Annotated in this window: 22 protein-coding genes, 1 tRNA gene and 1 pseudogene; 8 read left to right on the forward strand and 16 right to left on the reverse strand. The window is 71.1% G+C overall.

What is annotated here, in order from left to right:
• The 6 genes from IEY61_RS19810 to IEY61_RS19835 form a co-directional block, all read right to left on the reverse strand.
• The coding region (locus tag IEY61_RS19810) for a serine/threonine-protein kinase (RefSeq protein WP_189046521.1) at positions 1–937 on the reverse strand (937 nt) is incomplete at its 3' end.
• Between the two features lies 1 nt (position 938).
• Positions 939–2,444: a peptidoglycan D,D-transpeptidase FtsI family protein gene (locus IEY61_RS19815; RefSeq protein WP_189046523.1), complete on the reverse strand. Its 1,506-nt coding sequence runs from the start codon at positions 2,442–2,444 to the stop codon at positions 939–941.
• Positions 2,441–3,931, reverse strand: coding sequence for an FtsW/RodA/SpoVE family cell cycle protein (locus tag IEY61_RS19820; protein ID WP_189046525.1), 1,491 nt, complete (start codon positions 3,929–3,931; stop codon positions 2,441–2,443). The genes IEY61_RS19815 and IEY61_RS19820 overlap by 4 nt, the downstream gene beginning before the upstream one ends.
• Before the next feature lie 27 nt (positions 3,932–3,958).
• Positions 3,959–5,392: a PP2C family protein-serine/threonine phosphatase gene (locus IEY61_RS19825; RefSeq protein ID WP_189046527.1), complete on the reverse strand. Its 1,434-nt coding sequence runs from the start codon at positions 5,390–5,392 to the stop codon at positions 3,959–3,961.
• The gene (locus IEY61_RS19830) at positions 5,389–5,877 is read right to left on the reverse strand and encodes an FHA domain-containing protein FhaB/FipA (RefSeq protein ID WP_189046529.1); all 489 of its coding nucleotides are present in this window, start codon (positions 5,875–5,877) and stop codon (positions 5,389–5,391) included. Before IEY61_RS19830 ends, IEY61_RS19825 begins: the two co-directional genes overlap by 4 nt.
• A gap of 6 nt (positions 5,878–5,883) precedes the next feature.
• Positions 5,884–6,672: an FHA domain-containing protein gene (locus IEY61_RS19835; protein WP_119575106.1), complete on the reverse strand. Its 789-nt coding sequence runs from the start codon at positions 6,670–6,672 to the stop codon at positions 5,884–5,886.
• Positions 6,673–6,898: 226 nt separating this feature from the next.
• Between IEY61_RS19835 and IEY61_RS19840 the strand changes: the two genes are divergently transcribed.
• The 3 genes from IEY61_RS19840 to IEY61_RS19850 all read left to right on the forward strand — a co-directional run bounded on the left by IEY61_RS19840 (position 6,899) and on the right by IEY61_RS19850 (position 8,959).
• Positions 6,899–6,984, forward strand: a tRNA-Leu gene (locus IEY61_RS19840).
• 65 nt (positions 6,985–7,049) lie between these two features.
• The gene (locus IEY61_RS19845; RefSeq protein WP_189046531.1) at positions 7,050–8,165 is read left to right on the forward strand and encodes an NAD-dependent epimerase/dehydratase family protein; all 1,116 of its coding nucleotides are present in this window, start codon (positions 7,050–7,052) and stop codon (positions 8,163–8,165) included.
• Entirely contained in the window at positions 8,162–8,959 is a 798-nt protein-coding gene (locus IEY61_RS19850; protein WP_373293184.1) for a WecB/TagA/CpsF family glycosyltransferase, read from the forward strand. The genes IEY61_RS19845 and IEY61_RS19850 overlap by 4 nt, the downstream gene beginning before the upstream one ends.
• 61 nt (positions 8,960–9,020) lie before the next feature.
• Here IEY61_RS19850 and IEY61_RS19855 read toward each other — a convergent pair whose 3' ends face one another.
• Positions 9,021–10,895 (reverse strand): S8 family peptidase, encoded by a 1,875-nt coding sequence (locus IEY61_RS19855; RefSeq protein ID WP_189046535.1) that lies wholly within the window; start codon positions 10,893–10,895, stop codon positions 9,021–9,023.
• 219 nt (positions 10,896–11,114) lie between these two features.
• Here IEY61_RS19855 and IEY61_RS19860 point away from each other — a divergent pair, with 219 nt between their 5' ends.
• Positions 11,115–11,717 carry a hypothetical protein gene (locus IEY61_RS19860; RefSeq protein ID WP_189046537.1) on the forward strand — a complete coding sequence of 201 codons (603 nt, stop codon included), beginning with the start codon at positions 11,115–11,117 and terminating at the stop codon, positions 11,715–11,717.
• Here IEY61_RS19860 and IEY61_RS19865 read toward each other — a convergent pair.
• The 3 genes from IEY61_RS19865 to IEY61_RS19875 form a co-directional block, all read right to left on the reverse strand.
• Positions 11,685–12,089 carry a hypothetical protein gene (locus IEY61_RS19865; RefSeq protein WP_189046539.1) on the reverse strand — a complete coding sequence of 135 codons (405 nt, stop codon included), beginning with the start codon at positions 12,087–12,089 and terminating at the stop codon, positions 11,685–11,687. The genes IEY61_RS19860 and IEY61_RS19865 overlap by 33 nt on opposite strands.
• A gap of 205 nt (positions 12,090–12,294) precedes the next feature.
• Positions 12,295–12,516 (reverse strand): DUF397 domain-containing protein, encoded by a 222-nt coding sequence (locus IEY61_RS19870; protein ID WP_189046541.1) that lies wholly within the window; start codon positions 12,514–12,516, stop codon positions 12,295–12,297.
• A complete protein-coding gene (locus IEY61_RS19875) occupies positions 12,486–13,367 on the reverse strand; it encodes a helix-turn-helix domain-containing protein (RefSeq protein WP_189046543.1) in 882 nt (293 codons plus the stop codon). The genes IEY61_RS19870 and IEY61_RS19875 overlap by 31 nt, the downstream gene beginning before the upstream one ends.
• A 466-nt stretch (positions 13,368–13,833) precedes the next feature.
• On the opposite strand from IEY61_RS19875, the gene IEY61_RS19880 reads away from it, so the two are divergent.
• Both IEY61_RS19880 and IEY61_RS19885 read left to right on the forward strand, forming a co-directional pair.
• Complete coding sequence (locus IEY61_RS19880) at positions 13,834–14,121, forward strand: hypothetical protein (RefSeq protein WP_189046546.1); 288 nt, start codon at positions 13,834–13,836, stop codon at positions 14,119–14,121.
• Positions 14,122–14,221: 100 nt separating this feature from the next.
• Complete coding sequence (locus IEY61_RS19885) at positions 14,222–14,662, forward strand: hypothetical protein (RefSeq protein ID WP_373293185.1); 441 nt, start codon at positions 14,222–14,224, stop codon at positions 14,660–14,662.
• A gap of 15 nt (positions 14,663–14,677) precedes the next feature.
• Here the strand turns inward: IEY61_RS19885 and IEY61_RS19890 are convergent, their stop codons facing one another.
• Entirely contained in the window at positions 14,678–15,445 is a 768-nt protein-coding gene (locus IEY61_RS19890; RefSeq protein ID WP_189046550.1) for a PASTA domain-containing protein, read from the reverse strand.
• Positions 15,446–15,594: 149 nt separating this feature from the next.
• On the reverse strand, positions 15,595–16,257 hold the full coding sequence (locus IEY61_RS19895; RefSeq protein ID WP_189046552.1) for a PASTA domain-containing protein: 663 nt from the start codon (positions 16,255–16,257) through the stop codon (positions 15,595–15,597).
• Positions 16,258–16,379: 122 nt separating this feature from the next.
• Here IEY61_RS19895 and IEY61_RS19900 point away from each other — a divergent pair, with 122 nt between their 5' ends.
• Positions 16,380–17,588 carry a hypothetical protein gene (locus IEY61_RS19900; protein WP_229706118.1) on the forward strand — a complete coding sequence of 403 codons (1,209 nt, stop codon included), beginning with the start codon at positions 16,380–16,382 and terminating at the stop codon, positions 17,586–17,588.
• Positions 17,589–17,623: 35 nt separating this feature from the next.
• Here IEY61_RS19900 and IEY61_RS19905 read toward each other — a convergent pair whose 3' ends face one another.
• A complete protein-coding gene (locus tag IEY61_RS19905; RefSeq protein WP_189046554.1) occupies positions 17,624–19,102 on the reverse strand; it encodes a glutamate-cysteine ligase family protein in 1,479 nt (492 codons plus the stop codon).
• Positions 19,103–19,423: 321 nt separating this feature from the next.
• Positions 19,424–20,005, reverse strand: coding sequence for a YceI family protein (locus IEY61_RS19910; RefSeq protein ID WP_189046556.1), 582 nt, complete (start codon positions 20,003–20,005; stop codon positions 19,424–19,426).
• Positions 20,006–20,106: 101 nt separating this feature from the next.
• Between IEY61_RS19910 and IEY61_RS19915 the strand changes: the two genes are divergently transcribed.
• On the forward strand, positions 20,107–20,607 hold the full coding sequence (locus tag IEY61_RS19915) for a MarR family winged helix-turn-helix transcriptional regulator (RefSeq protein ID WP_189046558.1): 501 nt from the start codon (positions 20,107–20,109) through the stop codon (positions 20,605–20,607).
• 345 nt (positions 20,608–20,952) lie between these two features.
• Here IEY61_RS19915 and IEY61_RS19920 read toward each other — a convergent pair.
• Positions 20,953–23,406 (reverse strand): annotated as a pseudogene (locus IEY61_RS19920) (ATP-binding protein); the annotation flags it as partial.
• Between the two features lie 113 nt (positions 23,407–23,519).
• A complete protein-coding gene (locus IEY61_RS19925; RefSeq protein ID WP_189046562.1) occupies positions 23,520–24,674 on the reverse strand; it encodes an acyl-CoA dehydrogenase family protein in 1,155 nt (384 codons plus the stop codon).
• Positions 24,675–24,697 lie beyond the last annotated feature (23 nt).

The following is a 24,697-nucleotide window of genomic DNA, read 5'->3' on the forward strand; positions in this document are numbered from 1 at the left end:
CCCGGCCGGGAGCCGGCGACGCCGGCGCGGCCGAGATCGGCGCGGCCCGGCCGGGAGCCGGCGACGCCGGCGCAGCCGAGATCGGCGCCGCCTGGCCAGCGCCGCCCCGCGCCTGCCGGGACAGCGCCGCCTTCAACTGCCGGGCCGCCCCGGCGAGGACTGCGGCGCTCTGCCAACGCTCCTTCGGGTCCTTGGCCATCGCCCGCTCGACCAGCGCGCAGACCTGGGGCGGGATGTCGGAGGGCAGCGGCCTGGGGGTCTCCCGGACGTGCCGCATGGCGATGTCGAGGGGGTTGTCGCCCTCGAACGGCCGGCGCCCGGCGAGGCACTGGTAGGCGACCACGCCGAGCGCGTAGACGTCGGAGGTGGGAGTGGCGACCTGGCCGGTCGCCTGCTCCGGTGAGATGTACGAGGCGGTGCCGAGCACCGAGCCGGCCGCGGTGAGCTGCCCGACAAGCTCGGAGCGGGCGATGCCGAAGTCGGTCAGCACCAGCGTCCCGTTCGGGCGGACCAGCAGGTTGCCGGGCTTCACGTCCCGGTGCACGATGCCCTTGACGTGGGCGGCGTGCAGCGCGTCGGCGGCCTGTGCGACCAGCGCCATGGTCCGGGCCGGGGTGAGCCGGCCGACCCGGCTGAGGGTGGCCGACAGCGGGTCGCCCTCGACGTACTCCATGATCAGGAAGGCGATGTGCTGGTCGTTGCCGAAGTCGTAGACGTCGACCACGCCCGGATGGTTGATCGTCGCCATGGTGCGGGCCTCGCCCCGGAACCGCTCGGCGAACCCCGGCTCGTCCAGCAGCGCCGGGAGCAGGCTCTTGACCGCCACCGTACGACCGAGCACCTGGTCGGTGCCGCGCCAGACGTCGCCCATGCCACCGCTGGCAATCCGCTCGTCGAGGCGGTACCGGTTGCCGAGCTGCACTCCGGGACTGAGCATGTCAGCGACCCCCGGGCTCGGCGATGGCGGCCCGCATGATCTGCCCCGCGATCCGGGCGGCCTCGGCGCTGCCGCCGTCTCCGCCGTTCTCCAACAGGACACACACGGCCGAGACCGGATTACCGTCCTTGTCCAGCGCGAAACCGATGAACCAGGAGTGTGGCGGAACGCCGGGGGCAACGTCGGCGGTGCCGGTCTTGCCGCCGACCGTGTAGCCGTCGATCTGCGCGTTACGGCCGGTGCCGTTGCGCACCACGCTGACCATCATGTCTCGCAGGTCCGCGGCGACCTGGCCGCTGACCGGCCGGCGCAGTTCGCCGGGCTTCGCGGTGTCGTAGACCGTGGTCCGGTCGGGTGCGAGCAGCTGGCGCACCAGGTAGGGCCGCATCTGGCTGCCGTTGTTGGCGACCGCCGCCGCGATCATGGCCCCCTCCAGCGGGGTCATCCGCACGTCCCGCTGCCCGATGGAGGACTGGGCCAGCGCCGCCGGATCCGCCCCGCCGTCCGGGTTCTCCATGCTGCCGGTGCGGCTGGCCGCCACCGAGTGGCCGCCCTCGCCGAGCCGGCCGACGGTCAGGTCCTCCTGCTCGAACCCGAACTCCTGGGCCTTCTTCTTGATCGCGTCGGGGCCGAGTTGGACGCCGAGCTGGGCGAAGCCGGTGTTGCAGGAGTCGGTGACCGCCTTCATCAGGGTCACCTGTGACTGCGGGCAGATCGACGGCGCGGCGTTGGTGATCGACTGGCCCGAGGTGGGCGGGGTGTAGCTCGGGCCGGCCGAGATGTTGGTGTCCTTGCCGATCCCGTTCTCCAACGCCGCGGCGGCCACCACGATCTTGAAGGTGGAGCCCGGGGGCAGCACCTCGGCCAGCGCCCGGTTCCGCAGCGGACGGTTGCGGTCCTGCTCCAGCTTGTTGTACGCCGCGGTCGCATCGTTCCGGCTGTGGCTGGACAGCGGGTTCGGGTCGTAGCTGGGTATGGAGACCAGCGCCTGCACGGCACCGGTACGCGGGTCGAGGGCGATCGCGGCGCCCTTGTTCGCCCCCCGGTTGTTGTTGCGCAGTTGGTCGTACGCGACGTCCTGGGCCCGCTTCGAGAGGGTGAGCAGCACGTTGCCGCCGGCGGTCCGGTCACCGGTGACCATGTCCCGCAGCCGGTTGACGATGAGCTGGTCGCTGGTGCCGGCGAGGAAGTCGTTCTCGGATCGTTCCAGGCCGGTGGCCGAGCCGTTGACCGGCTCGTAGCCGAGCACGTGGGCGTACTTCGCGCCGCCCGGGTAGGTACGCAGGTACTTCAGCTCCCCGTCGGTCTCCTTGCTGACCGCCAGGGCGGTGCCGCCCGCCTCGATGTTGCCCCGCTTGCGGTCGTACTTGGCGACCTGGACCCGACCGTTGTAGTCGCTGGTGCGGTATTCGTCGGCCTTGTAGGCCTGGATCCAGTTCAGGTTCGCGAAGAGCAGGCCGAACAGGACGATGACCACGACACCGACCCGGCGCAGGGGTGCGTTCACGGCCTGATCACCTCCGTGGGAGCACCGTGCAGCTGCTCGGGCGGGCCGCCGGAGGGGCGGTTGACCTTGCCGCCGGCCCCGGTGACCGGGCGGCGCCCGGCGTCGGAGATCCGTAGCAGCACCGCGATGATCAGCCAGTTCGCCATCAGCGAGGAGCCGCCGGCGGAGAGGAACGGCGTGGTCTGGCCGGTGAGCGGGATGAGCTTGCTGATCCCGCCGACGATCACGAAGACCTGGAGCGCGAGGGTGAACGCCAGGCCGCCGGCGAGGAGCTTGCCGAACGAGTCCCGCACCGCCAGCGCGGCCCGCAGCCCCCGCTCGACGATCAGCAGGTAGATCATCAGCAGCGCGGAGAGGCCGAACAGACCGATCTCCTCGCCGATGCCGGCGAAGATGAAGTCGTTCTGCACCTCGGGCAGCAACAGCGGCTGGCCGCCACCCGGCCCGGCCCCGAACAACCCGCCGGTGCCCAGCGCGAGCAGCCCCTGCACGAGCTGGTAGCCCTTGTCGTACGGGTCGCCGAACGGGTCGAGCCAGATTTCCGCCCGCAGGTAGAAGTTCGCGAACGGCCCGCCGACCGCCTCACCGAGCACGTACGCGAGATAGGCGCCGCCGAAGAAGAGGACCAGGCCGATGAGTAGCCAGCTGACCCGTTCGGTGGCGATGTAGACCGTGGCCACGAACATGCCGAAGTAGAGCAGCGAGGTGCCCAGGTCCTTCTCGAAGACGAGGACCAGCAGGCTGATCACCCAGACCACGAGCACCGGGCCGAGGTCCCGTCCGCGCGGGAAGTCGATGCCGAGGAACCGGTGGCTGGCCAGCGAGAGCACCTCACGCTTGCGGACCAGGTAGTAGGCGAAGAAGACCAGCAGGGCGAGCTTGGCGAACTCGCCGGGCTGGATGGAGAAGCTGCCGATGCGTACCCACAGCTTGGCGCCGTTGATCTCGGAAATGCTGCGCGGCAGCACCGCCGGCAGCATGACCAGCACGATGCCGGCCAGACCCAGGGTGTACGCGTACCGGGAGATCGACCGGTGATCGCGCATCAGGGCCAGCAGCCCGGCGGCGAGGATCACCGATATCAGCGTCCAGGCCAACTGCCGGCCGCCGATGCCGGCGAAGGTGGCCAGTTCCGCCCGTTCCTCCGGGGCCGCGTTGGCCAGGTCCAGTCGATGCAGGAATCCGACGCCGAGCCCGTTGAGCAGGGCCACCGCCGGCAGCAGGGCCGGGTCGGCGAACGGCGCCAGGAACCGGATCACCAGGTGTATGCCGAGGAACACCGCGGTGAGCGCGGCGGCCGGCACCCAGAAGGTGGGCGTGACCGTGTCGAGCACCTTCGCCTCGACCATCGCACCGTAAGCGGCGACCAGGGCCATCGCCAGCAGCAGCAGCGACAGCTCGGCGTTGCGCCGGGATCGGGCCAGGCGCACGCCGGGCCGCTCACCCGCGGTCGCGGGCGAGCTTGCCGGGGTGGCCGCTGCGGTCACGATCGTCCTCGGTTCGGGTGCCGGCGCCTACTCGGGCGACCGGCAGGCCGCCGGGTCGACCGTGGGCGTGAAGGTGTCGGCGGGCGGGGCGTCCGGCGTACTGGCCGGCGAGGCCACCGATCCGCCGTTGGTCGATGGTGCGATGCTGCCCACCGCGCTCGGCGAACCGACCGGAGCGCTCGCCGGGGAGGGCAGCTGCGCCGTGGGGGTGGGGCTCGGCGGCGGGCCGGGAGTCGGCGGGCAGATCGGCTTGAGGTTGACGTTGGTCGGGCTGTCGCTTGTCAGCTCCGCCAGCCGGCGTTCCGCGTCCGGCTCGCTCTTGGCCGGTATGCCCTGCTTGACCTGCTCCTGGGCGGCCAGGGTGAGGTCGTCCAGTTGGGCGCTGCTCTTCGAGTGCACGGTGGAGAGATCCATGCCGGCGATCTGGCCCTGGATCCCGCGGAACACGGCGACCTGGCCGTCCTCCGTCGCGCCGACGTAGTACTGCCGCTGCGTGTAGCTCCACCCGGCGAAGACGCCGCCACCGACGATCACCATCAGGGCGGTCGTCATCGCGAGCGCGCGCAGCGGGCGGCGGCGGGCCTCCGGCTCGTCGTCGTTGGCGGCCGGGTCCTCGGGGGTGGCCGGACGGGGGGCGGAGAGCGCCGAGGCTCGGGCGGCGGGCGTGGAGACGTCGGCCGAGGTCGCCATGCCCCGGTCGCGGGCCGCCGCGCCGCCGACGATCGGAGCGGCCTCGACGATGTCGCGGTCGGTGGCGTCGGCGATGATCACGGTGATGTTGTCCGGGCCGCCGCCACGCAGGGCGAGCTGGACGAGCCGCTCGACGCACTGCTGCGGGTCGGCGTACTCACGCATGCTCTCGGCGATGGTCTCCGCGCTGACCACCCCGGAGAGGCCGTCGGAGCAGATCAGATATCGGTCGCCCGGCAGCACCTGACGGACCGAGTACTCCGGGTCGATGTCGCGGCCGTCCAGGGCCCGGGTGAGCAGCGAGCGTTGCGGATGGCTGCTCGCCTCCTCCGGGCTGATCCGGCCCTCGTCGACGAGCATCTGAACGTAGGTGTCGTCCTTGGTGATCTGCGCGAACTCGCCCTCACGCAGCAGGTAGGCCCGCGAGTCGCCGATGTGGACCATGCCCAGCTTGCTGCCGGAGAAGAGGGTCGCGGTAAGCGTGGTGCCCATCCCCTCCAGCTGCGGGTTGGCGTCCACGGTCTCGCGGAGCTGCTGGTTGGCAGTGCCCACCGCGGAACGGAGCGCGTCGACCAGGGCGTCACCGGGGACGTCCTCGTCCAGTGGCGCCATGGCGCCGATGACGATGTTGCTGGCGACGTCACCGGCGGCCATGCCGCCCATGCCGTCGGCAACGGCGAGTAGCCGCGGTCCGGCGTAGACGGAATCTTGGTTTCCGTCTCGGATCAGACCGCGGTCGCTGTGGGCCGCATAGCGCAGGGTCAGAGTCATGGCCGTAATTCGAGAGAGGTGCGGCCGATCCGGATCGGCACGCCGAGGGGGACGGGGGTCGGTCCGGTGACCTTAGCGCGATCCAGGTACGTCCCGTTAGTCGAACCGAGGTCCTCGACGAACCATTGCCCGTCGCGGGGCACGAGCCGGGCGTGTCGCGCGGAGGCATAGTCGTCGGTGATGACGAGCGTGGAATCCTCGGCACGACCGATGGTTATCTGCGCCTCACCCAGAGTGATCCGGGTGCCGGCCAGTTGGCCCGCGGTCACCACCAACTGGTGTGCCGCCCGCCCTCGCTTCACCTTCGCCGGCCTCGCGGTCGCCTGACCGGTCGACGCACCAACCGCGCGGGGCGCGGCCACCAGCCGGCCCGAGCGGGCCCCCGCGAAGAGGTCCCGGCGGATGACACCGACCACCGTGAACACGAAGATCCACAGCAGGATGAGGAATCCGAACCGGGCGACGGTGATGACGAGTTCCGGCAAGGCGGGTCAGCCGTCCACGCGGAAGGTCAGGGTGGTGGTGCCGAGCTGGATCATGTCGCCGGGGTTCAGCGCCACGGCGGAGACCCGCTGGCCGTTGACCATGGTGCCGTTGGTCGAGCCCAGGTCGGTCAGCACGACCTGGCCGCCGTCGAAGTCCAGTCGGGCGTGCCGGCGGGAGATGCCGACGTCCGGCAGGCGCAGGTTGGCCTGGTCACCCCGACCGATCACGGTCGAGCCCATCTGGAGCGGGTAGGTACGCCCGTCACCGGAGACCAGTCGGACGTTGCGCCCGCCGCCGTGACCCGGCGGCGGGCCGTAGCCGCCACCCTGGTCGTAGGAGGGGTAACCGGGCGGGCCGGCGTCGTAGCCGGGCGCCGAGACCGGGGCGACCTCGCCGCCGGTGTAGACCTCGGCGGTGACCCGGAACATGCCGGTGTCGAGCCCTTCGCCCCGCTCGATCTCGACGATCACGTCGCCGTAGACCGTCCAGGCCTGCTCGCCGATGAACTCCGCCTGCGACTGGGCCAGTTCCTGGGCCAGCGCGGCGGCGTACGGCGCCAGCCGACTATGGTCGTACGGCGAGAGATCGATCACGTAGCGGTTGGGCACCAAGGTGCGCCCACCAGCCAGGATGGCCTTGTGCGCCTCGGCCTCCCGCTGCATGGCGTTGAGGATCTCCACGGGGTGTACGACCCCCTTGAAGACCTTGGCGAAGGCCCCTTCGACCAGGCCTTCCAGACGCTTCTCGAAGCGTTGCAGCACGCTCACCGGCTCCTCCTCGGGTCCCGAGGACATGATGGTATCGGTCCAGAGCGCACGCAGCTCACACGCCGCTCTGCCAGCGGGCCACGGCCCGTTCGGAGGCTCGGCGATCCTCGTGCTACTCTTTCGTCCGCCACGAACGGTAACCGCTGTCCGCAGCGAATGCTATTCGCGGCGATGACCAGGACCGCGTAACATGGCCGAGGTCCGCTGGCGACAGCGGGGACGGCCCGGAACACGCTTCCGACGGTCGAGCCACGGGGAAGTGGCGGAATGGCAGACGCGCACGGTTCAGGTCCGTGTGCCCGAAAGGGCGTGGGGGTTCAACTCCCCCCTTCCCCACCATTGACGAGGGCTCTGCGGCGACGCAGGGCCCTCGCACCGTATCGGGGCGTTCCGGACGTCACGCTATGCTCCGATGGATTCTGCCGCCGACGCACCAGGAGTGGCTCGTGAGTGTCGCATTCGTGACCGGTTCGGGCGGGCTGATCGGCTCCGAGGCGGTCCGGCACTTCGCCGGCCTCGGTCTCGACGTCGTCGGCATCGACAACGACATGCGGCAGGAGTTCTTCGGCGAGGAGGCGTCCACCGCGTGGAACGTCCGCCGGCTGACCGACGAACTGGGTGGGGCGTACTCGCACCACAGCATCGACATCCGTGACCGTGCCGCGCTCGGCGCCCTGTTCAAGCGGTATGCCCGGAACGTGGCTGTGGTGATCCACACCGCCGCGCAGCCCTCGCACGACTGGGCGGTACGCGATCCGTTCACCGACTTCGACGTGAACGCCGCCGGCACCCTCAACGTGCTGCAGAGCGTCCGCGAGCACTGCATCGAGGCGGCCGTCATCCACTGCTCGACCAACAAGGTCTACGGCGACCGGCCGAACAGCCTGCCCCTGGTGGAGCTCGAGACCCGGTGGGAGATCGAGCCGGGCCACCCGTACGAGCAGGGCATCCGCGAGGACATGTCGATCGACGCCTGCCTGCACTCGATCTTCGGTGCCTCCAAGGTCGCCGCGGACGTGATGGTGCAGGAGTACGGCCGGTACTTCGGCATGCGGACGGCCTGCTTCCGGGGCGGGACGCTGACCGGGCCGGCCCACTCGGCGACCGAGCTGCACGGTTTCCTTGGCTACGTGATGCGCGCCAACATGGAGCGCCGGACGTACAAAATCTTCGGCTACCAGGGCAAGCAGGTCCGGGACGCGATCCACAGCTCGGACGTGGTCTCCGCGTTCGAGGCCTTCTTCCGCAACCCGCGCTCGGCGGCGGTCTACAACCTGGGTGGCGGCCGGCACTCCAACGTCTCGAACCGGGAGGCCTTCGCGCTGGCCGAGCAGATCACCGGCCAGGAGATGGTCACCGAGTACGTCGAGGCCAACCGGATCGGCGACCACAAGTGGTGGATCGGCTCCAACGAGGCGTTCCAGGCGGACTACCCGGACTGGAAGCAGGTCTACGACGTACCAATGATCATGCGTGAGATCTACGAGGCCAACATGGACAAGTGGGTGCCGGCAGCGTGAGAAAGCGGAATGTCCTCGGCGTGCTGGTCGACGCCACCGATTACGCGGAGGCCACCGAGCAGGTGGTGGCCGCCGCACAGGACCGCCGGCCGCTGGCGCTGACCGCGCTCGCCGTGCACGGCGTGATGACCGGGGTGCTGGATCGGGCGCACAACGCCCGGCTCAACTCGTTCGACGTGGTGACCCCGGACGGTCAGCCGGTGCGCTGGGCGCTGAACCTGTTGCACGGCGCCGGGCTCACCGACCGGGTCTACGGGCCGACGCTGACCCTGCACGTGCTCTCCCGCTTCGCCGACGAGGGGCTGCCGGTCTACCTCTACGGCTCGACGGAGGAGACTCTGGCCCGGCTGATTCCGGCGCTGGAGCGGATGTTTCCGGCCTTGAAGATCGCCGGGGTGGAGGCGTCGAAGTTCCGCGTCGTGCAGCCGGGTGAGGACGCCGAGATCGCCGACCGGATCAAGGCCAGTGGGGCTCGGCTCGTCCTGGTCGGGCTCGGCTGCCCCCGCCAGGAGGTCTTCGCGTACGCGATGCGCCCGCTGCTGGACATGCCGCTGATGGCGGTCGGTGCCGCCTTCGACTACCACGCCGGGCTGCTACGCCAGCCACCGCCGTGGATGCAGCGCGCCGGGCTGGAGTGGTTCTGGCGACTGGGGCTGGAGCCGAAGCGGCTGTGGCGGCGTTACGTGATCCTCAACCCTGCGTACCTGGGCAGGTTGTTCGCGCAGAAGACCGGGCTGTGGAAGGCCCGGCCGCCCGCGCCGGCCACTGAACGGCCGGCCGGGTTCGCGGTCTGATCACCGGCTCGTCACCGGGCCCCGACTCGGCTTGTCGGGGCCCGGTGACGGTTGCCCGGTGTCAGAGGGTCAGCGTCCAGGTGTTGAGGTAGCCGGTGTCGCCTCGGTAGACGTCGCGCACCTGCAACCGCCAGGTGCCGCCCGCCGCCTCGCTGGACAGGTTCACCTGGTAGGTGGCGTTCACGTTGCTCGCGCCGTCGAGGATGCTGCTGTTCTTCAGCCGGTACGACGACCCGTCCGGGGCGAGCAGGTCGATGACCAGGTCGCCGCGGTAGGTGTGCACGATGTTCACCGCCACGGTCGAGGTCGACGAGGCGTTCCGGTTGCAGTCGGAGATGGTGATCGAGCTGGTCACCGCCGAGCCGGCGTCCGGGATCGTCACGTCGGTGCCGTTGGTGCCGGTGCAGCCACCGCTGCCGCCGCCGGTCACCGTCAGCGAGTAGGTCGCGGTCTTCGTGCCGGAGGCCGCGGTGCCCGTCACCGTCACCGTGTACGTGCCGGCCGGGGTGCCGGCCGTGGTGCTGATGGTCAGCGTCGACGACCCGCCCGAGGTGACCGTGGCCGGGCTGAACGAGGCGGTCGCCCCGGACGGCAGGCCACTGGCCGACAGGCTCACCGGCTGGGCGGAGCCGTTGGTGGTGGCGGTGGCCACGCTGGTGGTCACCGGGCCGCCCGGCGCGGTGGAGCCCGAGGTCGGCGACACCGAGACCGAGAAGTCGTTGGTCGGTGGCGGAGCATCGCCGTTCACCACGTGCAGCAGCCGGTTCGGAGTGCCGGTGCCCACGTTGGTGACCACGTTCGGGGTGGCATTGTCGACCAGGTGGTTGCGGACCTGGAGCGGGGTCCACGACGGGTGGGCCGAGAGCACCAGCGCCGCCACTCCGGCGACGTGCGGCGAGGCCATCGAGGTGCCGCTGATGGTGTTCGTCGCGGTGTCGTTGGTGTACCAGGCCGAGGTGATGTTCACACCTGGTGCCAGGATGTCCACGCAGGTGCCGAAGTTGGAGAAGCTCCCCGCGGCGTCGTTGTTCTGGGTGGCGCCGACGGTGATCGCCGGCTCGGCCCGGGCCGGCGAGTAGTTGCAGGCGTTCTGCCGCTGGCCGAGCAGGTTGCCGTTGCCGGCCGCGACCGCGTACGTCACGCCCGAGTTGATCGAGTTGACGACGGCGTTGTCGACCACGGCGCTCGCCCCGCCGCCGAGGCTCATGTTGGCGACGGCGGGCTTGACCGCGTTCGCGGTGACCCAGTCGATACCGGCGATGACCCCGGCGTTGGTGCCGCTGCCGGAGCAGTTGAGCACCTTCACCGCCACCAGCCGGGTGCCCTTCGCCACGCCGTACGCCGAGCCACCGACCGTGCCGGCGACGTGGGTGCCGTGGCCGTTGCAGTCGGTGTTGTTGGAGTCGACCGTGTTCGTGCCCCAGGTCGCCCGGCCGCCGAGGTCCGAGTGGGTGATCCGAATGCCGGTATCGATGATGTACGAGGTCACGTTCGCGGCCGTGTTGGGGTACGTGTACGAGCTGTTCAACGGCAGGTTGCGCTGGTCGATCCGGTCCAGCCCCCAGGACGGTGGGTTCGGCTGGGTGGCGACGATCGACACGGTGTGGTTCTGCTCGACGTACGCCACTGCGGGGTCGGCGGCGATCCGGGCTGCGGCCTTGGCGCTGACCCGCAGTTCGGCGCCACGGACGGCCGCGCTGTAGGTGCGGGCCGTCGCACCGCCGTGCCGGTGCAGCAGCCGGTCCACCGAGGAGCCGATCGCGCTGCGGTTCACTTCGCTGTCCTTGAACACGACGATGTAGCTGCCCTCGACGGCCGTGGCGCCGCCGGCACTGCGGATCGTGCCGACCGGCTCGCCGGCCATGGCCGGCGTCGCCGCCGCCACCATGGCCAGTGTGGCCACCCCGACGAGTACGGACCTGTGTGGAAGAGCCATCTTCCTACCTCCCTCCGACCGGCATCGACCGTTCACCCGCTTGCGGCGAATTCATCGATGAATGCCGATTAAGATGAGGATAGTGGGACGCCTGAGGACAGATGAACATGTTGGATTCCCCATAACACTGACGCGATGGTTCCCCTAGGGGACGGGTACGGGATCAACGGGGGGATGGGCCCGATTCGACGGACGGGGAATCGGGAAAGGCTGAGAGGCATGCAGAGCCATCTCGCCCTCCTGCTCCCGGTCGCCGCCGTGTGGTGGGCAGCCGGTTACCTCGCCGACAGGTTGCCCCGGCTGACCCACGCCCGCGGGCTCCGCCGGCACGCCGGCTGGCTGCTCGCGCTGACCCTGGCCGGGCTCGGCCTGACGGTGGCTCTGCCGGTCGCCGGCCTGGCCACCGCCGGCGCGACCCTGGCGGACCGAGCCGCGAGCGGGCTCATACTGGCCACGATCCCGGCGCTGGTGGTGGCGTTCTGCACCGTACGCCGGTTGCGGCGGCTCCGCGCCGGGGCGGGCGCGCTGGCCGTCACGCCCCGGACACCGGCTCCGCACGGGTTGCGGGCCACCGCCGCCCACCCGCTGATCGGGCTGCCACTGCAGGTGACCGGGTTGGCTCTGGTGCCGGCCCTGATCGCGGCGAGCGGCGCCGGCCAGTTCCTCGGACCCGGGGTCACCGGGCCCGCCATCACCGTCGGGGCGCTGGGCGTCGGCGCCATCGGCGTACGCCACGCGCTGCGTCACAGTCGGCTCGCCGAGCGGGCCATGCCGGAACGGTCGGCGGCCTCAGCGCGTCCGGCCGGCGTCCTGCACGTATAGCAGTTCCAGGATCGCCCGGGTCGCCTCGAACCAGCGATCCAGCCAGCCCGGGGGCGGCACGCTGCCCCTGGGCGGCAACTCCATCATCAGGCCCCGCAGCAACGGGTGATCCACCAGGGAGCCGCTCTCCGTGGTCGACCAGCCGGACGCCGGGAACGACGGTTCGGTGAGCGGGTTGGGGTCCAGCGACGGCAGGGTGAGCGGCGGCGTGGCCGGCTCGGTCGCCACCGCGCTGTCCCGCCCGGCCGATTCGGTCTCCGTCGACACCACCTCGGTCAACACGGTGTCCCGGCGGGCACCGCGGTACTTGCCGCCGAACCGCTCCGGCTTCCCCGGCCCGTTGGTGAGGTTCTCTGACCCGATACTCGTCATCGTTTCGCCTGCCTCGCTCGGTTACCCGCCCTGCTCGGGGGGATGTCGACCAGCGCGTACCGACAGGTACAACGAGGCGGGCACGTTGTGGCGACGGCGGCCGGCGGATCCCGCGCGACCGGTGCCGCCCGCCGACCCTCGGCGGGCGCACGGGGTCCCCGCCCGGCCATGCCGGGCGGGGACCCTTTCAGCACTGCCCCGGAAGTCAGCCCCGACCGAAGGCGCCGTCCCGAGTGCTGGTGACGAAGGCGTGCCAGTCACCCGGAGCGAAGACTAGAGCCGGACCTGCCTTGTCTTTCGAGTCCCGGACTCCGATCGCTCCGGTCACGTAGGCCACCTCCACGCAGTTGTCACAGTTCGGCCCGCTCTTCGAGCTCTTGAACCAGTTCGCCTGCTTCAGGTCGACCCTGAATTCTTTTGCGGCCATTTCCACAACGGCTCCTCTGCCAGTCTCGCGATGTATCCGACGGACTCCTCCGGACGCATGGCCGCTGCTCGAATGTGATCGAAGATGAAGCTGTACTTCTGTAGTTCGTCGCTCTTCTCGAGGAAGAGCCCACCCGTGGCGTTCTCCGCGTACACGACATCCGGATCACCGGGTTCGGGGAAGCTGAGGATCGTGAAGGTGCCGTCCATGCCGGCGTGCGCCCCCACCTCGAACGGCAGGATCTGTAGCGTCACGTTCGGCAGTTGGGCCACCTCCACCAAGTGGCGCAGTTGTTCACGCATCACCGCCTCCCCGCCAACCGGACGGCACATCACCGCCTCATCGAGCACCACCCATAGATCGACCGGGTCATCCTGGGACAACAACGACTGGCGCCCGAGTCGGACACGCACCCGTTGCCGCACCTGTTCGATGGTGAAGTCGGGGCGGGCGGCGCGGATCATGGCGCTGGCATAGTCCTCGGTCTCCAGCAACCCGGGAACAACCTGCTGCTCCCACGCACGGATCGAGCTCGCCGCCGCCTCCAGTCCCACGTACGCCCCGACCAGCACCGTGCTGTAGGGGTGCCACCAGCCCTTCTGTCGCGCCTCGCGGGCAATCTGCACCAGCTCGTCGCTCTCGGGACCCACCACCCCGTAGATCCGGAGCATGTCCCGTACGTCGCGGGGCGTCGCGGTGGTGTGGCCGGTCTCGACCCGGGAGATCTTCGATGCCGAGCACTCCAACTGCTCCGCGACGGCTTCGATGGTGATGCCGGCCGATTCGCGCCGGCGGCGCAGTTCCGCGCCGAGCCGGCGCCGCCGGATGGTCGGGCTGCGCCGCTCGCTCACGGTGTCACCTCTCCGCTCGACGCGTCGCTCTCACCCGCCTGGGACGCGGCCATTGGGCGGCGGGCGTTCGCGGCGTGGGGGTGGAACCGGTCTTCGACCCGGCCGCGGCGGGAGAAACCGGCCCCCAGTGTGCCGTCCGGGCGGTCACACGTTCAAGCGCCGTTTCGCGCGAGCCGCTCACATCTTGGCAAACAGCGACCTGCAACTTGCACAGAGCACGTCCCTGATGCACTCTGTCCGTACGATCCGGGTCACGCACCGTCCCGACTCTGTCTCTCCAAGTGATCATCAGGGATTCTGGGCGGCGCGGTCCCCGCGGTCGGGCATCGGGTACGCCACCAGCGGATTCCGGGCCCGCCGGGCAAAACCGTACGCGTACCGGCCACGAGACACGACCTCGTCGCCGGAGTGAATCCCCCGACCACCTCGCCGGCCGTCGCGCCGGCCGAACTCCTCAGGAGCCCATGTGCTTCCCCGCTCCGGTGACGTACTGCACGTGACACGCGCGGCGAGCGTCCAGTTCCGCAGACCCATTCTGTTCCGGGTGATCCGGGTGCTCGACCGGCCGACCTACGACGGCTGGCTCTGGCTCGAAGGCTACGAGTTGAACGCGGCGGGGGACGCGGTCAACCGGCGCTCGATCTTTGTCCAGCGGGCCGGGCTACGACAGTTGCAGGCGGCTGGACAGCCGCGTCCGCACGCCGTGCGCTCGGCTCGTCGACCGGCCGCCCGAGGCTCGATGCGGGTGGCCTGAGCATCGCGAACAGCCGTCGGGCGGGCATACCGACGCCATAGAATCGGTGTGCCCACCCCGGCACGTCTCCACCCCGCGCGTCCAGGACCTCGAACCTGGGATGGTCATGGTCAATCTGTCCGCGCGGTGGCCCCGTCGGTCCCGTATCGTCCACTCCTTCGGACTCCTGGCACTGCTCGGTGCCACCATCCTGGTAGTGCTGATCCGCGATCCCACCCTGTCGTCCACCCGGCTGGCCGAGCCACTTCCGGCTCCCGAGATCACCGTGGTGGAGGGCGACCCGCTCAATCCGGACGGGACAGGCGGCGCCTGGGACGAGTTCGCACCCGGCGATCCGGCCGGGGTGCCGCACGACCAGCCGACGGCGGGGTACGGCCAGCCCCTTTCGTCCGGTGACGGACCGGCGGGCACCGACCACGCGACCGGTGAGCAGCGCACACCCGATGAACTCAGCCGTTCGCTGTTCTGGTCGGGCATCTTCGGGTTGGCGATCTCCCTCGCCGGCCTGGGGCTCGTCGGCACCAGACGCCGCGGGTGGTGAATCGCCAGCGCTCACTCACCCGGTGGGGCTCACCGCGGCGGTCGGCTCGGTGGTCGACGCACCCGTCGTCGGCGCACCCGTCGTCGGCGACGGGCTCGCACTGGCCTCGGCAACCACCAGCGTGACCTCGTCGCCGACCTCGACCAGCTCACCCGCCTCCGGATCGGTCGCGATGACCGTGCCCGCCCGCTCCTCCGACGGGCGGTACTCCACCCGATGGTCGAGACCCAGCCGGTCCAGCACCGCCCGCGCCGCGGCCTCCGAGCGGCCGACCAGCGGCGGCAGCGGCAGCTGCACCGAGGCGGCGCTGGTCGTCGGCGCGGGCGAGGGCGAGCGCGGAGTCGGTGAGGTCGATCGGGTGGTCGGCGGCGCCGCGGTCGGCGGCTGCGGAGCCGGCCCCTCCTCGTCCACGGCCTGGCGCGCCAGCCACACCCCCACCCCGATCAGGCCGAGCAGGAGCAGCAGGACGATCCCCCAGAGGATCGGCAACCACCAGGGACGGCCCGGCTGCTCGTCGCCGTACCAGTCACCGGCCGCCAGCTCCCGGTCGTCGCCCGGCCGGATCGACGGCACCTCCGCGCGCCCCGACCACGCCGCCGGCCTCGACCGCTGTGCCGGCGGCAACGGTGCGGTCTCCTCGGGCCTTCCGGATTCCGGCGTACGCCCCAACGGCGCCGTCTCGTCCGGCGCGCGCCCGGTCGGCGTGGGCTCGGAGTCCCCGGCAGCGGTCGGTGGCCACGGGCGGGTCTGGTCGTCGGGCGGTTCCTGGCGGTCGTCGCTCATCGCACGTCCCCTTCCGCCAGCCGAGCAGGCATCAGGCCCCGACCGTCAACCTACTGCCCAACCACCCCCACGGCCCCCAACCTTCCGCGTCAGAAACGTGTCACCTGCAGAGATCTTGGTCGGGGAGTGCCCTCGGGAGGCACTCCCCGCTATGCGCTACCGCACCAGATGGAAACGACGTCGTTCCACCGTCCGATGGTGCCGTCAGGGGGGTCCTGGGCGGTGACCGTCCCGGACCTGCCGGTCGGGTAGCGAGGCGAGAAACCGGCGTCGACGAGGTCGGCGCGCGCGTCGTGGCAGTCGTCCCCGATCAGGTCCGGCACCTCGTTCGGCGGGGCCGCCCCGGCCACGTCGACCACGACGGTGATGCCGCGCTTCACCGGGGTGCCCGCCGTCGGGTTGGTGCTGCGCACGCTGGAGCTGTCTCCGCGGCCGAAGACGAACGACCAGCCCAGTCCCCGGTCCCGCAGTTCCTCCCGGGCCTCCTCGAAGTCCAGTCCGACCAGGTCCGGCACGATGAGCCCGGTCGGCCGGGTCGGCGCGGTGCTGCTCGGCGCGATGCTGCTCGGCGCGGCGGCCGGTGTCGGCTTGCCGCGCGGCGGCGAGGTGGTGGGCTGGGCGCTGGGGGTGGGGCCGCCGGTCCCATCGGCGGACAGGGTCCTCGGCGGCTTCTGGTCACCGGCCAGCACCCAGCCGCCGGTCGCTCCGATGATCGCGAGCAGCACGGCCGCGAGGCCGCCGCCGATGATCAGCGTGCGGTCCGGACCGGCGTCACCGCGCCCCGGTCGCCCGTCCATGGTCCCGTCGTTCATACCGCCCACCGCCCTATCACCGGCGACCGTATCCGCCGATGCCAAGCACTGTCCGTCACCGTTCACGGTCTGGTACTGCGCACGACTCGCCGCACCGAGCACAGGACGTTACGCTGCCCGGCATGGCCAGAGTGGGCTGGGGAGCATCGATCGCCACCGCGGCCGGCGTGGCGGCCGGTGCCGGGGCGGCCCAACTGGGGTTCGGTTACGGCCTGGGCATCCTCAACTGGGCGCCGGCCGAGACCACCGCCAGCACGGCGGCCTGGGTGGCCAGCCTGATCTGGGCCACCTGGATCGCCGCCACCTCGACCATCTTCGGTGCGGTCTGCGCGCAGCGGCTGCACGATCGCCGCTTCGTCGCCGCCGGCCCGGAGCAGGGTGCCGCCGCCGGCCTTGAGCAGGGTACCGATGCCGGCCCGGAGCAGGGCGCCGATGCCGGCCGGTGGGACGGGGGCAGCCTGTGGTGGAGCGCCCTGTCCGGCGCCGCCGCGCTGGGCGCACTGATCACGGTGCTGCTGATCGCCGTACCCGCCCGGGTCGCGGTGGTGCCGGACACTCCGTCCCCCCGGGACATGGCCGGCGGATACGCGGCGCTCGGCGTACTGGTCGGTGCGCTCGTCGCGCTCTGGGCGCTGCGCTGCCGGGCGGCAGCCACCAACATCATCGCGACCGCTGGCTGGCTGTGGCTGCTCGCGGTGATCGCCGTGGTCGACTCGGTGCTCGCCGGTCGCGGACTGACCACCGCACAGCTCGGCATCTGGCAGCTCAGTTCGGGCAGCGACCAGTTCTGGATCCGGGACTACTTCTACTGGCCCGGAGCCGCCCTCTCGCTCGGGTCGGCGCTGCTGATCGGCGCGCTGGCCGCCCGGACGGGTGTCCGCGACGCCGGCCGCCGGGTCGGCGCCACCGCCTCGGGTGCGGCCGGCCCGTTGCTGGTGGCGGTCGCGTACTTCCTGGCTGTGCCGAGGCTGACCGCGATCAGCCCGGAGCAGGTGTCCGCCCACCTCATCGCCCCGTACGCGGTGATAGTCGGCATCGGCAGTTCCGTCCTGGTCGCGGCGCTCGCCCAGCGTTCGGCCCGGCGCGCGACGAACAGGCCCGCCCCCGGCGCAGCCACCGCCGTGCCCGGGCAGCGCGTCGGCGACCACGACACGCTCGGCACCGATCCGGTCACCACCGCAGTCGACAACCCAGCCGTACGCACCGACTCAGCCACGCCAGTACCCGCCGCACCAACCACTCGGGGGGCGAGGAGCCGCAAGCCAGCGGCAAAGGCCACCCGGACCACGGAGTCGGCCAGCACCACCGGGCCGGGCGACGAGCAGGGCTGACGGGCCTCCTGCAATCACGGGGAGAAACAGCGCGGTCAGTCGATCGGCCAACTGTGCACGGGCTCGTTGGTGCGCTGTAGTTCCGCGTAGCGCTGCAACATGTGGCGCAGGGCGGCGTGGCGGTCCAGGTTCCGGTGCCGCTCGGCGGCCCAGACCGTGGCGGTCTGCCAGGCCGCCCCGTTACGGCCGGTACGGCAGCGCTGCTCGATGATGCCGAGCAGACGATCACGCTCGGCCGGAGCCACCCCGAAGCCGTCGAGCCCGGCCGAGGCGATCGGCAGCAGCACGTCGCGCACCAGCGTGGTCACCGGCACCTCGCCGAGCCGCGGCCAGTGCAGGATGGCGTCCATCCCGCGTCGGGCCGCGGCGTGGAAGTTCTCCTCGGCCGAGCTGAAGGTGAGTTGACTCCAGATCGGCCGGTCGGACTCGGCCAGGCCGCGGACCAGCCCGAAATAGAAGGCGGCGTTGGCCAGCATGTCGACGACGGTCGGCCCGGCGGGCAGCACCCGGTTCTCCACCCGCAGGTGTGGGCGGCCGTCCATGATGTCGTAGACCGGCCGGTTCCACCGGTAGACCGTGCCGTTGTGCAGCCGCAGCTCGGCCAACTCGGGTACGCCGCCGGCGTGCAGCACCTCCACCGGGTCCTCGGTCTCGCAGATCGGCAGCAACGGGGGGAAGTAGCGGACGTTCTCCTCGAACAGGTCGAAGATCGAGGTGATCCAGCGCTCACCGAACCACACCCGGGGGCGTACCCCCTGGGCCTTCAACTCGTCCGGCCGGGTGTCGGTGGCCTGCTCGAACAGGGCGATCCGGGTCTCTGCCCAGAGCTGCCGTCCGTACAGGAACGGCGAGTTGGCACCCATCGCCACCTGCGCCGCCGCGATCGCCTGTGAAGCGTTCCAGTAGTCCGCGAAGCTGTCTGGCGCGACTTGAAGATGGAACTGGAGACTGGTGCACGCCGCCTCCGGCGCGATCGAGTCGGTGTGCGTACGCAGCCGCTCGACGCCGCGGATGTCGAGTTCGATGTCCTCGCCCCGGGCACCGACGATCTGGTCGTTGAGCACCCGGTACCGCTCGTTGGTGGAGAGGTTGTCCGCCACCAGATGCCGCTCGGTCAGCGTCGGCAGGATGCCGACCAGGACGATCCGGGTGTCCGATCGGGCCGCCCGGTCGTTCGCCCGGGTCAGACTGCCGCTCAGGTCACGCTCGTAATCGGCGAATCCCCTGCCCTCGATGAGCCGCGGGTTCGCGTTCAATTCCAGGTTGAAGCGTCCCAGCTCGGTCTGGAACAGCGGGTCGGCGATGGCGGCGAGGATCTCGTCGTTGCGCATCGCGGGTTCGGCGTTCGGGTCCACCAGGTTGAGCTCGATCTCCAACCCGGTCATCGGCCGGTCGGCGTCGAACCCGAAGTCGTCCAGCATCAGCGCGAAGACATCCAGACAGCGACGGACCTTCTGCCGGTAACTGACCCGGTCCTCACGGGAGAAGGCGGTTCGGTCGACGTCCCTGCCCATGTTTCCTCCCGGCGCGCAACGCGACGGAACGGTCTCCGCTCCGCAGCGCATTGTGAACCATACTCGGTAAAAGCGCCGAACCGGTCGGCCCGGAAGGCCGGTCCGTTGCCGTGGTCCACCCGGTTGCCGAGCGGAACCCCGACGGACCGGGTCGGACGCCTCCGCCAGCATCTCTACCCAGCCAGAGGGGGCAGAGCAGCAGGCCGACCAGCGAACAAGCTGTGACAATTCACGTTGCGCCGCCGGAAAGACCGCAGGGCGGCGCGGTCGGAGAAAAGCCGACCGGCCCGCGCGGTGCGGGCCGGTCGGGGCGTACGGCGATCAGGCCTGGCGGATGGCCTCGCCCTCGATCTCGATCTTGATCTTCTTGCCGACCAGGACACCGCCCGACTCCAGGGCGACGTTCCAGGTCAGGCCGAACTCCTCGCGGTCGATCTCGGCGGTGGCCGAGAAGCCGAAGATGTCCTGACCGAACGGGCTGCGGCCGGCGCCCTCGAACTCGACCTTCAGGTCGACCGGGCGGGTCACGTCCTTGATGGTGAGCTCACCGGCGAGGACGAACTCGTTGCCCTCGTGGGACTTCACCCCCGTGCTGCGGTACTCCAGGGTGGCGAACTTCTCCACGTCGAGGAACTCCGGGCTGCGCAGGTGCGCGTCCCGGTCGGCCTGCGCGGTGTTGATGCTGGCCGCCTGGATGGTGGCGGTGACCGACGACTGGAGGGGCTCCTCGGCGATGGTGATGGTCGCGCTGGCCTCGGCGAAGTCACCGCGCACCTTGCTGACCATCATGTGTCGGGCGACGAAGCCGACCCGCTTGTGCGCCGCATCCAGCAGGTAGGTGCCAGCCGCCGGGATGGTGAGGCCGTTCCAGTCGCGGGTAACCGACTCGGTGCTGCTGGTCATGAGAGACTGCCCTTCAAGAGATTGTTTGCTGCGCCGACTGCTGTGTAAGCAACTATACGCTAGACAACATTCCCCGTGTCAAGTACTGGTATGATGGACTGGTGAACCCGAACGTGTTCGACGACCCTCGGATCACCGCTGTCGGCCTGCTCTTCGAGGTGCATGCCGGGCTGTCCGCCAGATTCGCGGCCCAGCTCGACGAGCACGGGCTGTCACCGGTCGAGTTCGAGGTGTTGACCCGACTCGCCCGATCGCCCGGCGCCCAGCTCCGGATGACCGACCTCGCTGCCCAGACCTCCCTCTCCACCAGTGGTGTCACCCGGGTGGTGGACCGCATGGAGCGCGACGGCCTGCTCACCCGACGCGCCTGCCCCTCCGACCGGCGCAGTTCGTACGCGGTCGTCACGCCGGCCGGGTTGAGCCGGCTCGACGGGTGCCTGCCCGGCCACCTGCAGATAATCGAGGACTGGTTCACCGGTCAGCTCGATCCGTCGGCGCTGGACGCCGTGCTCGACGGTCTGCGCCGGGTACGCGATGCCGTCAATCCCTGCGCCACGGCCGGCAGTGGCGATGACCCCGAGGAGGGGACGGGTCCCTGCTGATGTTCGCGGCGTGCCCGATCGTCGTTCCTCGCCCAGCCGTCCGGCGGAAGACTCTCGGTGTGCGGCGATCCAGCCGAGCGTGACGGACACCGGCAGAAAGACCGGCAGAACCAGTCGGCCAATGGTCGATAGTTCCGCAAACCCGACAGTTGGCCTGGCGCCGCCTGGCTACTCTCGCCTCAGCGGGGGCGCATCGGGGGGTGCCGGCGCGGGCGATGAGCGAGGGGTGACAACAGGGGGCTTCCTCGCCCGCGCCACCCCCGTTCGCATCGCTGGCCGGCCGGGCCGTCGGCCCGGCCGGCCGCGCTCGGCGGTAGCGTCCACAGGTGCCGTGCTCCGAGCCGCGGACAACGCGTACAGCAACTCCTCCTCCGACCGCAACAACCGGATGCCCGTCTCCCGGCAAACCCGGTCCAGCCGGTCGAGCACGGTCGGATCCGAGGTGCTCACCGCCAGGCCGACCAGCGCCTCCACCACCGTCCGACGCCGGTCCGCCCCGACCGTCTCCGCCGCGGCGGCGAACCACTCCGCCGCCACCTCCCGATCGCCCCGGTGCAGGGCGAGGTGTCCCTCGACCAGTGCGCCGGTGGCACCCAGCGGACGCAGTTCGACGAGCACCTGGGCAGCCTCGGCGGCCCGGCCGTCCTGGGCGAGCGCCAGCCCCAGCGTGCCGAGCACCCGCCGCCGCTGCCGGGGCGCCCCGAGGTCGGCGAGGGCAGTCAGGATCCGCCGCGCCTCGTCGGTCGCCTCGGCGTACCGGCCTTCCAGACGGAACACCTCCGCGACCGTGCCGCGGGCCAGCACCCGCAGGCGCCGCTCCCCGCACTGCCCGCTGAGCCGGTCCACGGTGGCGAGCCGACGACGCGCGGCAGCGAGTTCGCCGACGTGGATCTCGTGCCACGCGAGGTGATGGTGGGCGACTGCCATCTGACCGACCAACCCGCCCTCGGTGGCCACCATCAGCACCGCCTCCGCCTGCTCCCGCGCCTGATCCGGCCGGCCGGTAGCGGCCAGCAGAGCACCCAGCACCATGCGCGCCTCCAACTCACCGGGAACGTCGCCGAGGCGGCGGAACGCCTCCAGTGCCACGCGAGCGCTGCGTACCTCCTCGCCGGCCGCGCCGTGTTCGTCGGCGAGCAGCGCGACGCCGAGCGACGCCCAGGCCCGCAGCGCCGGATCGGCGTCGGCGGTACGCGGATCGGCGAGCAGCCGCAGCAGCCACTGCCGGCCCGGCACGTCCCGCCCGCGCAGTCGCCACCACCATGGCAGGCCGGCCGCCAGCCGCAACGCGGTCAGCGGATCGTCCACCGCCGCGAACCCGAGCGCCGCGCTGATGTCGGCGGTGACCTCGTCGAGGCGATGGGCGGCGGCGGTGGCGGCACCGGCCAGCCCGGGTGCGGTGCGTTCCACCAGCCGGGTCACCACCCGGGCGTGCCGGCGGCGGATCGCGGTCGACTCGCCGGCACCGGCAGCCTGCTCGACGGCGTAGTCGCGGACCGCGTCGACCAGCCGGAAACGGTACGGCCCACCGCCGCGTACGCTCAGCAGCCCCAGGTCGAGGAACCGGTTCAGCAGCGGTACCGGGTCGGGGGTGCGGTCGGTGCCGGCGAGCATCTCCTCGGCCAACTCGACCGACCAACGGTTGCGGAAGGCGGCGAGCCGGCGCAGCGCCATCCGTTCCTCCTCCGCGAGCAGCCGGTAGCTGGTTGCCACCGCGTCCCGCAGCGTCTCCGCCACCGCCGCCCGCGCGTCGTCGCCCCACGACTGGTCCGCCGCCCAGCCGCTGCGTGGCGCGACCGAGGTGTCCAGATCCAGGACGCGGTCCCCGTAGCGGTCGAGCAGTTCGGTGAGGTCGAGCAGCCGGCCACGCGCCGCCATCAGCTCGATGGCCAACGGCAGTCCACCCAGCCGCCGGACCAGCGCGGCAAGCGCCGGCAGCTCGGCATCCGACGGTGGCTCCGGCCGGACCTGGGCGAGCCGCGCGGTGAACAGCGCCACCGCCGGATTTCCGGCGAGCGCCGCGGGATCGGTGACGCCGGGCGGCGGCACGTCCAGCGGTGACACCGGGCGGACCCGCTCCCCCGGCAGCCCCACCGGGTGCCGGCCGGTGACCAGTACCCGCAGTGACGGCACCGTGTCGAGCAGCCGTCGCAACGTCCCGGCCACCGGGTCGGGTGCCCGTTCGGCCGCGTCCACCAGCAACAACGCCCGTCGGTCACCGAGGCGGGCAGCCAACTCGGCCACCCGGGCCGCACCGAAGACCGTCACCGCGGCGGCGAGCACGTCGGGGGCGTCCGATCCGGCCCCCACCAGCACACCGGCGGTGCCGCCGGGGTAGGCGGCGGCGACGGCGTGGACCGCGGCCAACGCGAGTGCCGTCTTGCCGACGCCAGCCAGCCCCACCAGGCTCACCAGCCGGGGGCCGCGCGGATCGGCCAGCGTCGTGGTTAGTTCGGTCAGGTCCCGCTCCCGGCCGATCAGCTCGGGCGGCGGCGGGATGTGCAGTGGCGTGCCCGGATCAGGCGATGCTGCCGTCGCGCCGATTCCCCGGGCGGCGGCCAGGAAGGCGGCCCGGTCCGCATCGCTCATTCCGAGCGCAGCGGCGAGCAGTTCGACGGTGGTGCGCTGGGGCCGCGCCGATCGCCCCCGTTCCAGGTCGCGGACCGTCCGTACGCCGATGCCGGCACGCGCCGCCAGCTCGGCCTGGGTGAGGCCGGCGGCCAGGCGATGCCCCCGCAACAGCCCGGGCAGGGTGGTCGACGGTTCCGAACCGGATTGACGATCATGACCCGAAGCCATGGGCAGGGACACTACGGGCCCGTCCGGACAGCCGACACGCCATCGTCGGCCACCCGACCGGAGGATGCCGAAACCCGACACGACCGCCCCGACCGGGCCCTGCGGCCCGATGCCTACATGCCCAGATCCCGAGCGATGATCATGCGCTGCACCTCGGAGGTGCCCTCGCCGATCTCCAGGATCTTGGAGTCCCGCCAGAACCGGGCCACCGGGTACTCGTTCATGAAGCCGTATCCGCCGTGGATCTGGGTCGCCTCGCGGGCATTGTCCACGGCGATCGTGCTGGCGTGCAGCTTGGCGATCGCCGCCTGGCGCTTGAACGGCGCGCCGGCCAGCAGCCGGGCCGCGGCGTCGTAGTACGCCAGCCGGGCGGTGTGCGCCTTCATCTCCATGTCGGCGATCTTGAACTGGATCGCCTGGTAGTTGCCGATCGGCTGGCCGAAGGCGTGGCGTTGTTTCGCGTACTTGACGGACTCGTCGACGCAGCCCTGAGCGAGGCCGACGGCCAGCGCGGCGATGGCGATCCGGCCCTCGTCGAGGATGCGCAGAAACTGGGCGAAGCCCCGGCCGCGCTCGCCGAGCAGGTTCTCCGCCGGCACCCGGCAGTCGTCGAAAGCCAGCTCGTGGGTGTCCGAGGCGGTCCAGCCGACCTTGGAATAGCCGGGCGCGACGGTGAAGCCGGGCGTACCGCTCGGCACGATGATCGTGGACAGCTCCTTCGATCCGTCCGACCGGATGCCGGTGACGGCGGCGACCGTGACCAGTGCGGTGATGTCGGTGCCCGAGTTCGTGATGAACGCCTTGGCGCCGTTGATCACCCATTCGTTGGTCGACTCGTCCAGCACGGCCCGGGTCTCGGTGCCGCCGGCGTCCGACCCGAAGCCCGGCTCGGTCAGCCCGAAGCCGGCCAGCGCCTCACCACTGAGCAGCTTCGGCAGCCACCGGGCCTTCTGCTCGTCGGTGCCGAAGCGGTAGATCGGCATCGCGCCGAGCGAGACCGCCGCCTCCAGGGTGATCGCCACGCTGGAGTCGACCCGGGCCAGCTCCTCCAGGGCCAGGCAGAGGGCGAAGTAGTCGCCGCCCATGCCGCCGTGCTCCTCGCCGAAGGGCAGGCCGAACAGGCCCATCTTGCCCATCTGCCGGATGATCTCGTACGGGAAGGTGTGCTGCTCGTAGTGCTCGGCGATGACCGGCGCGACCACCTCGCGGGCGAAGTCCCGCACGCTGGCGCGCAGCGCCTCGTGCTCCTCGTTGAGCCGGAAGTCCATCGGGTTCCTCCTGGGTGGACGGG

Origin of the sequence: Micromonospora sonchi, assembly GCF_014646235.1 — a bacterium.
In the GTDB taxonomy this organism is placed as follows: Bacteria; Actinomycetota; Actinomycetes; order Mycobacteriales; family Micromonosporaceae; genus Micromonospora; species Micromonospora sonchi.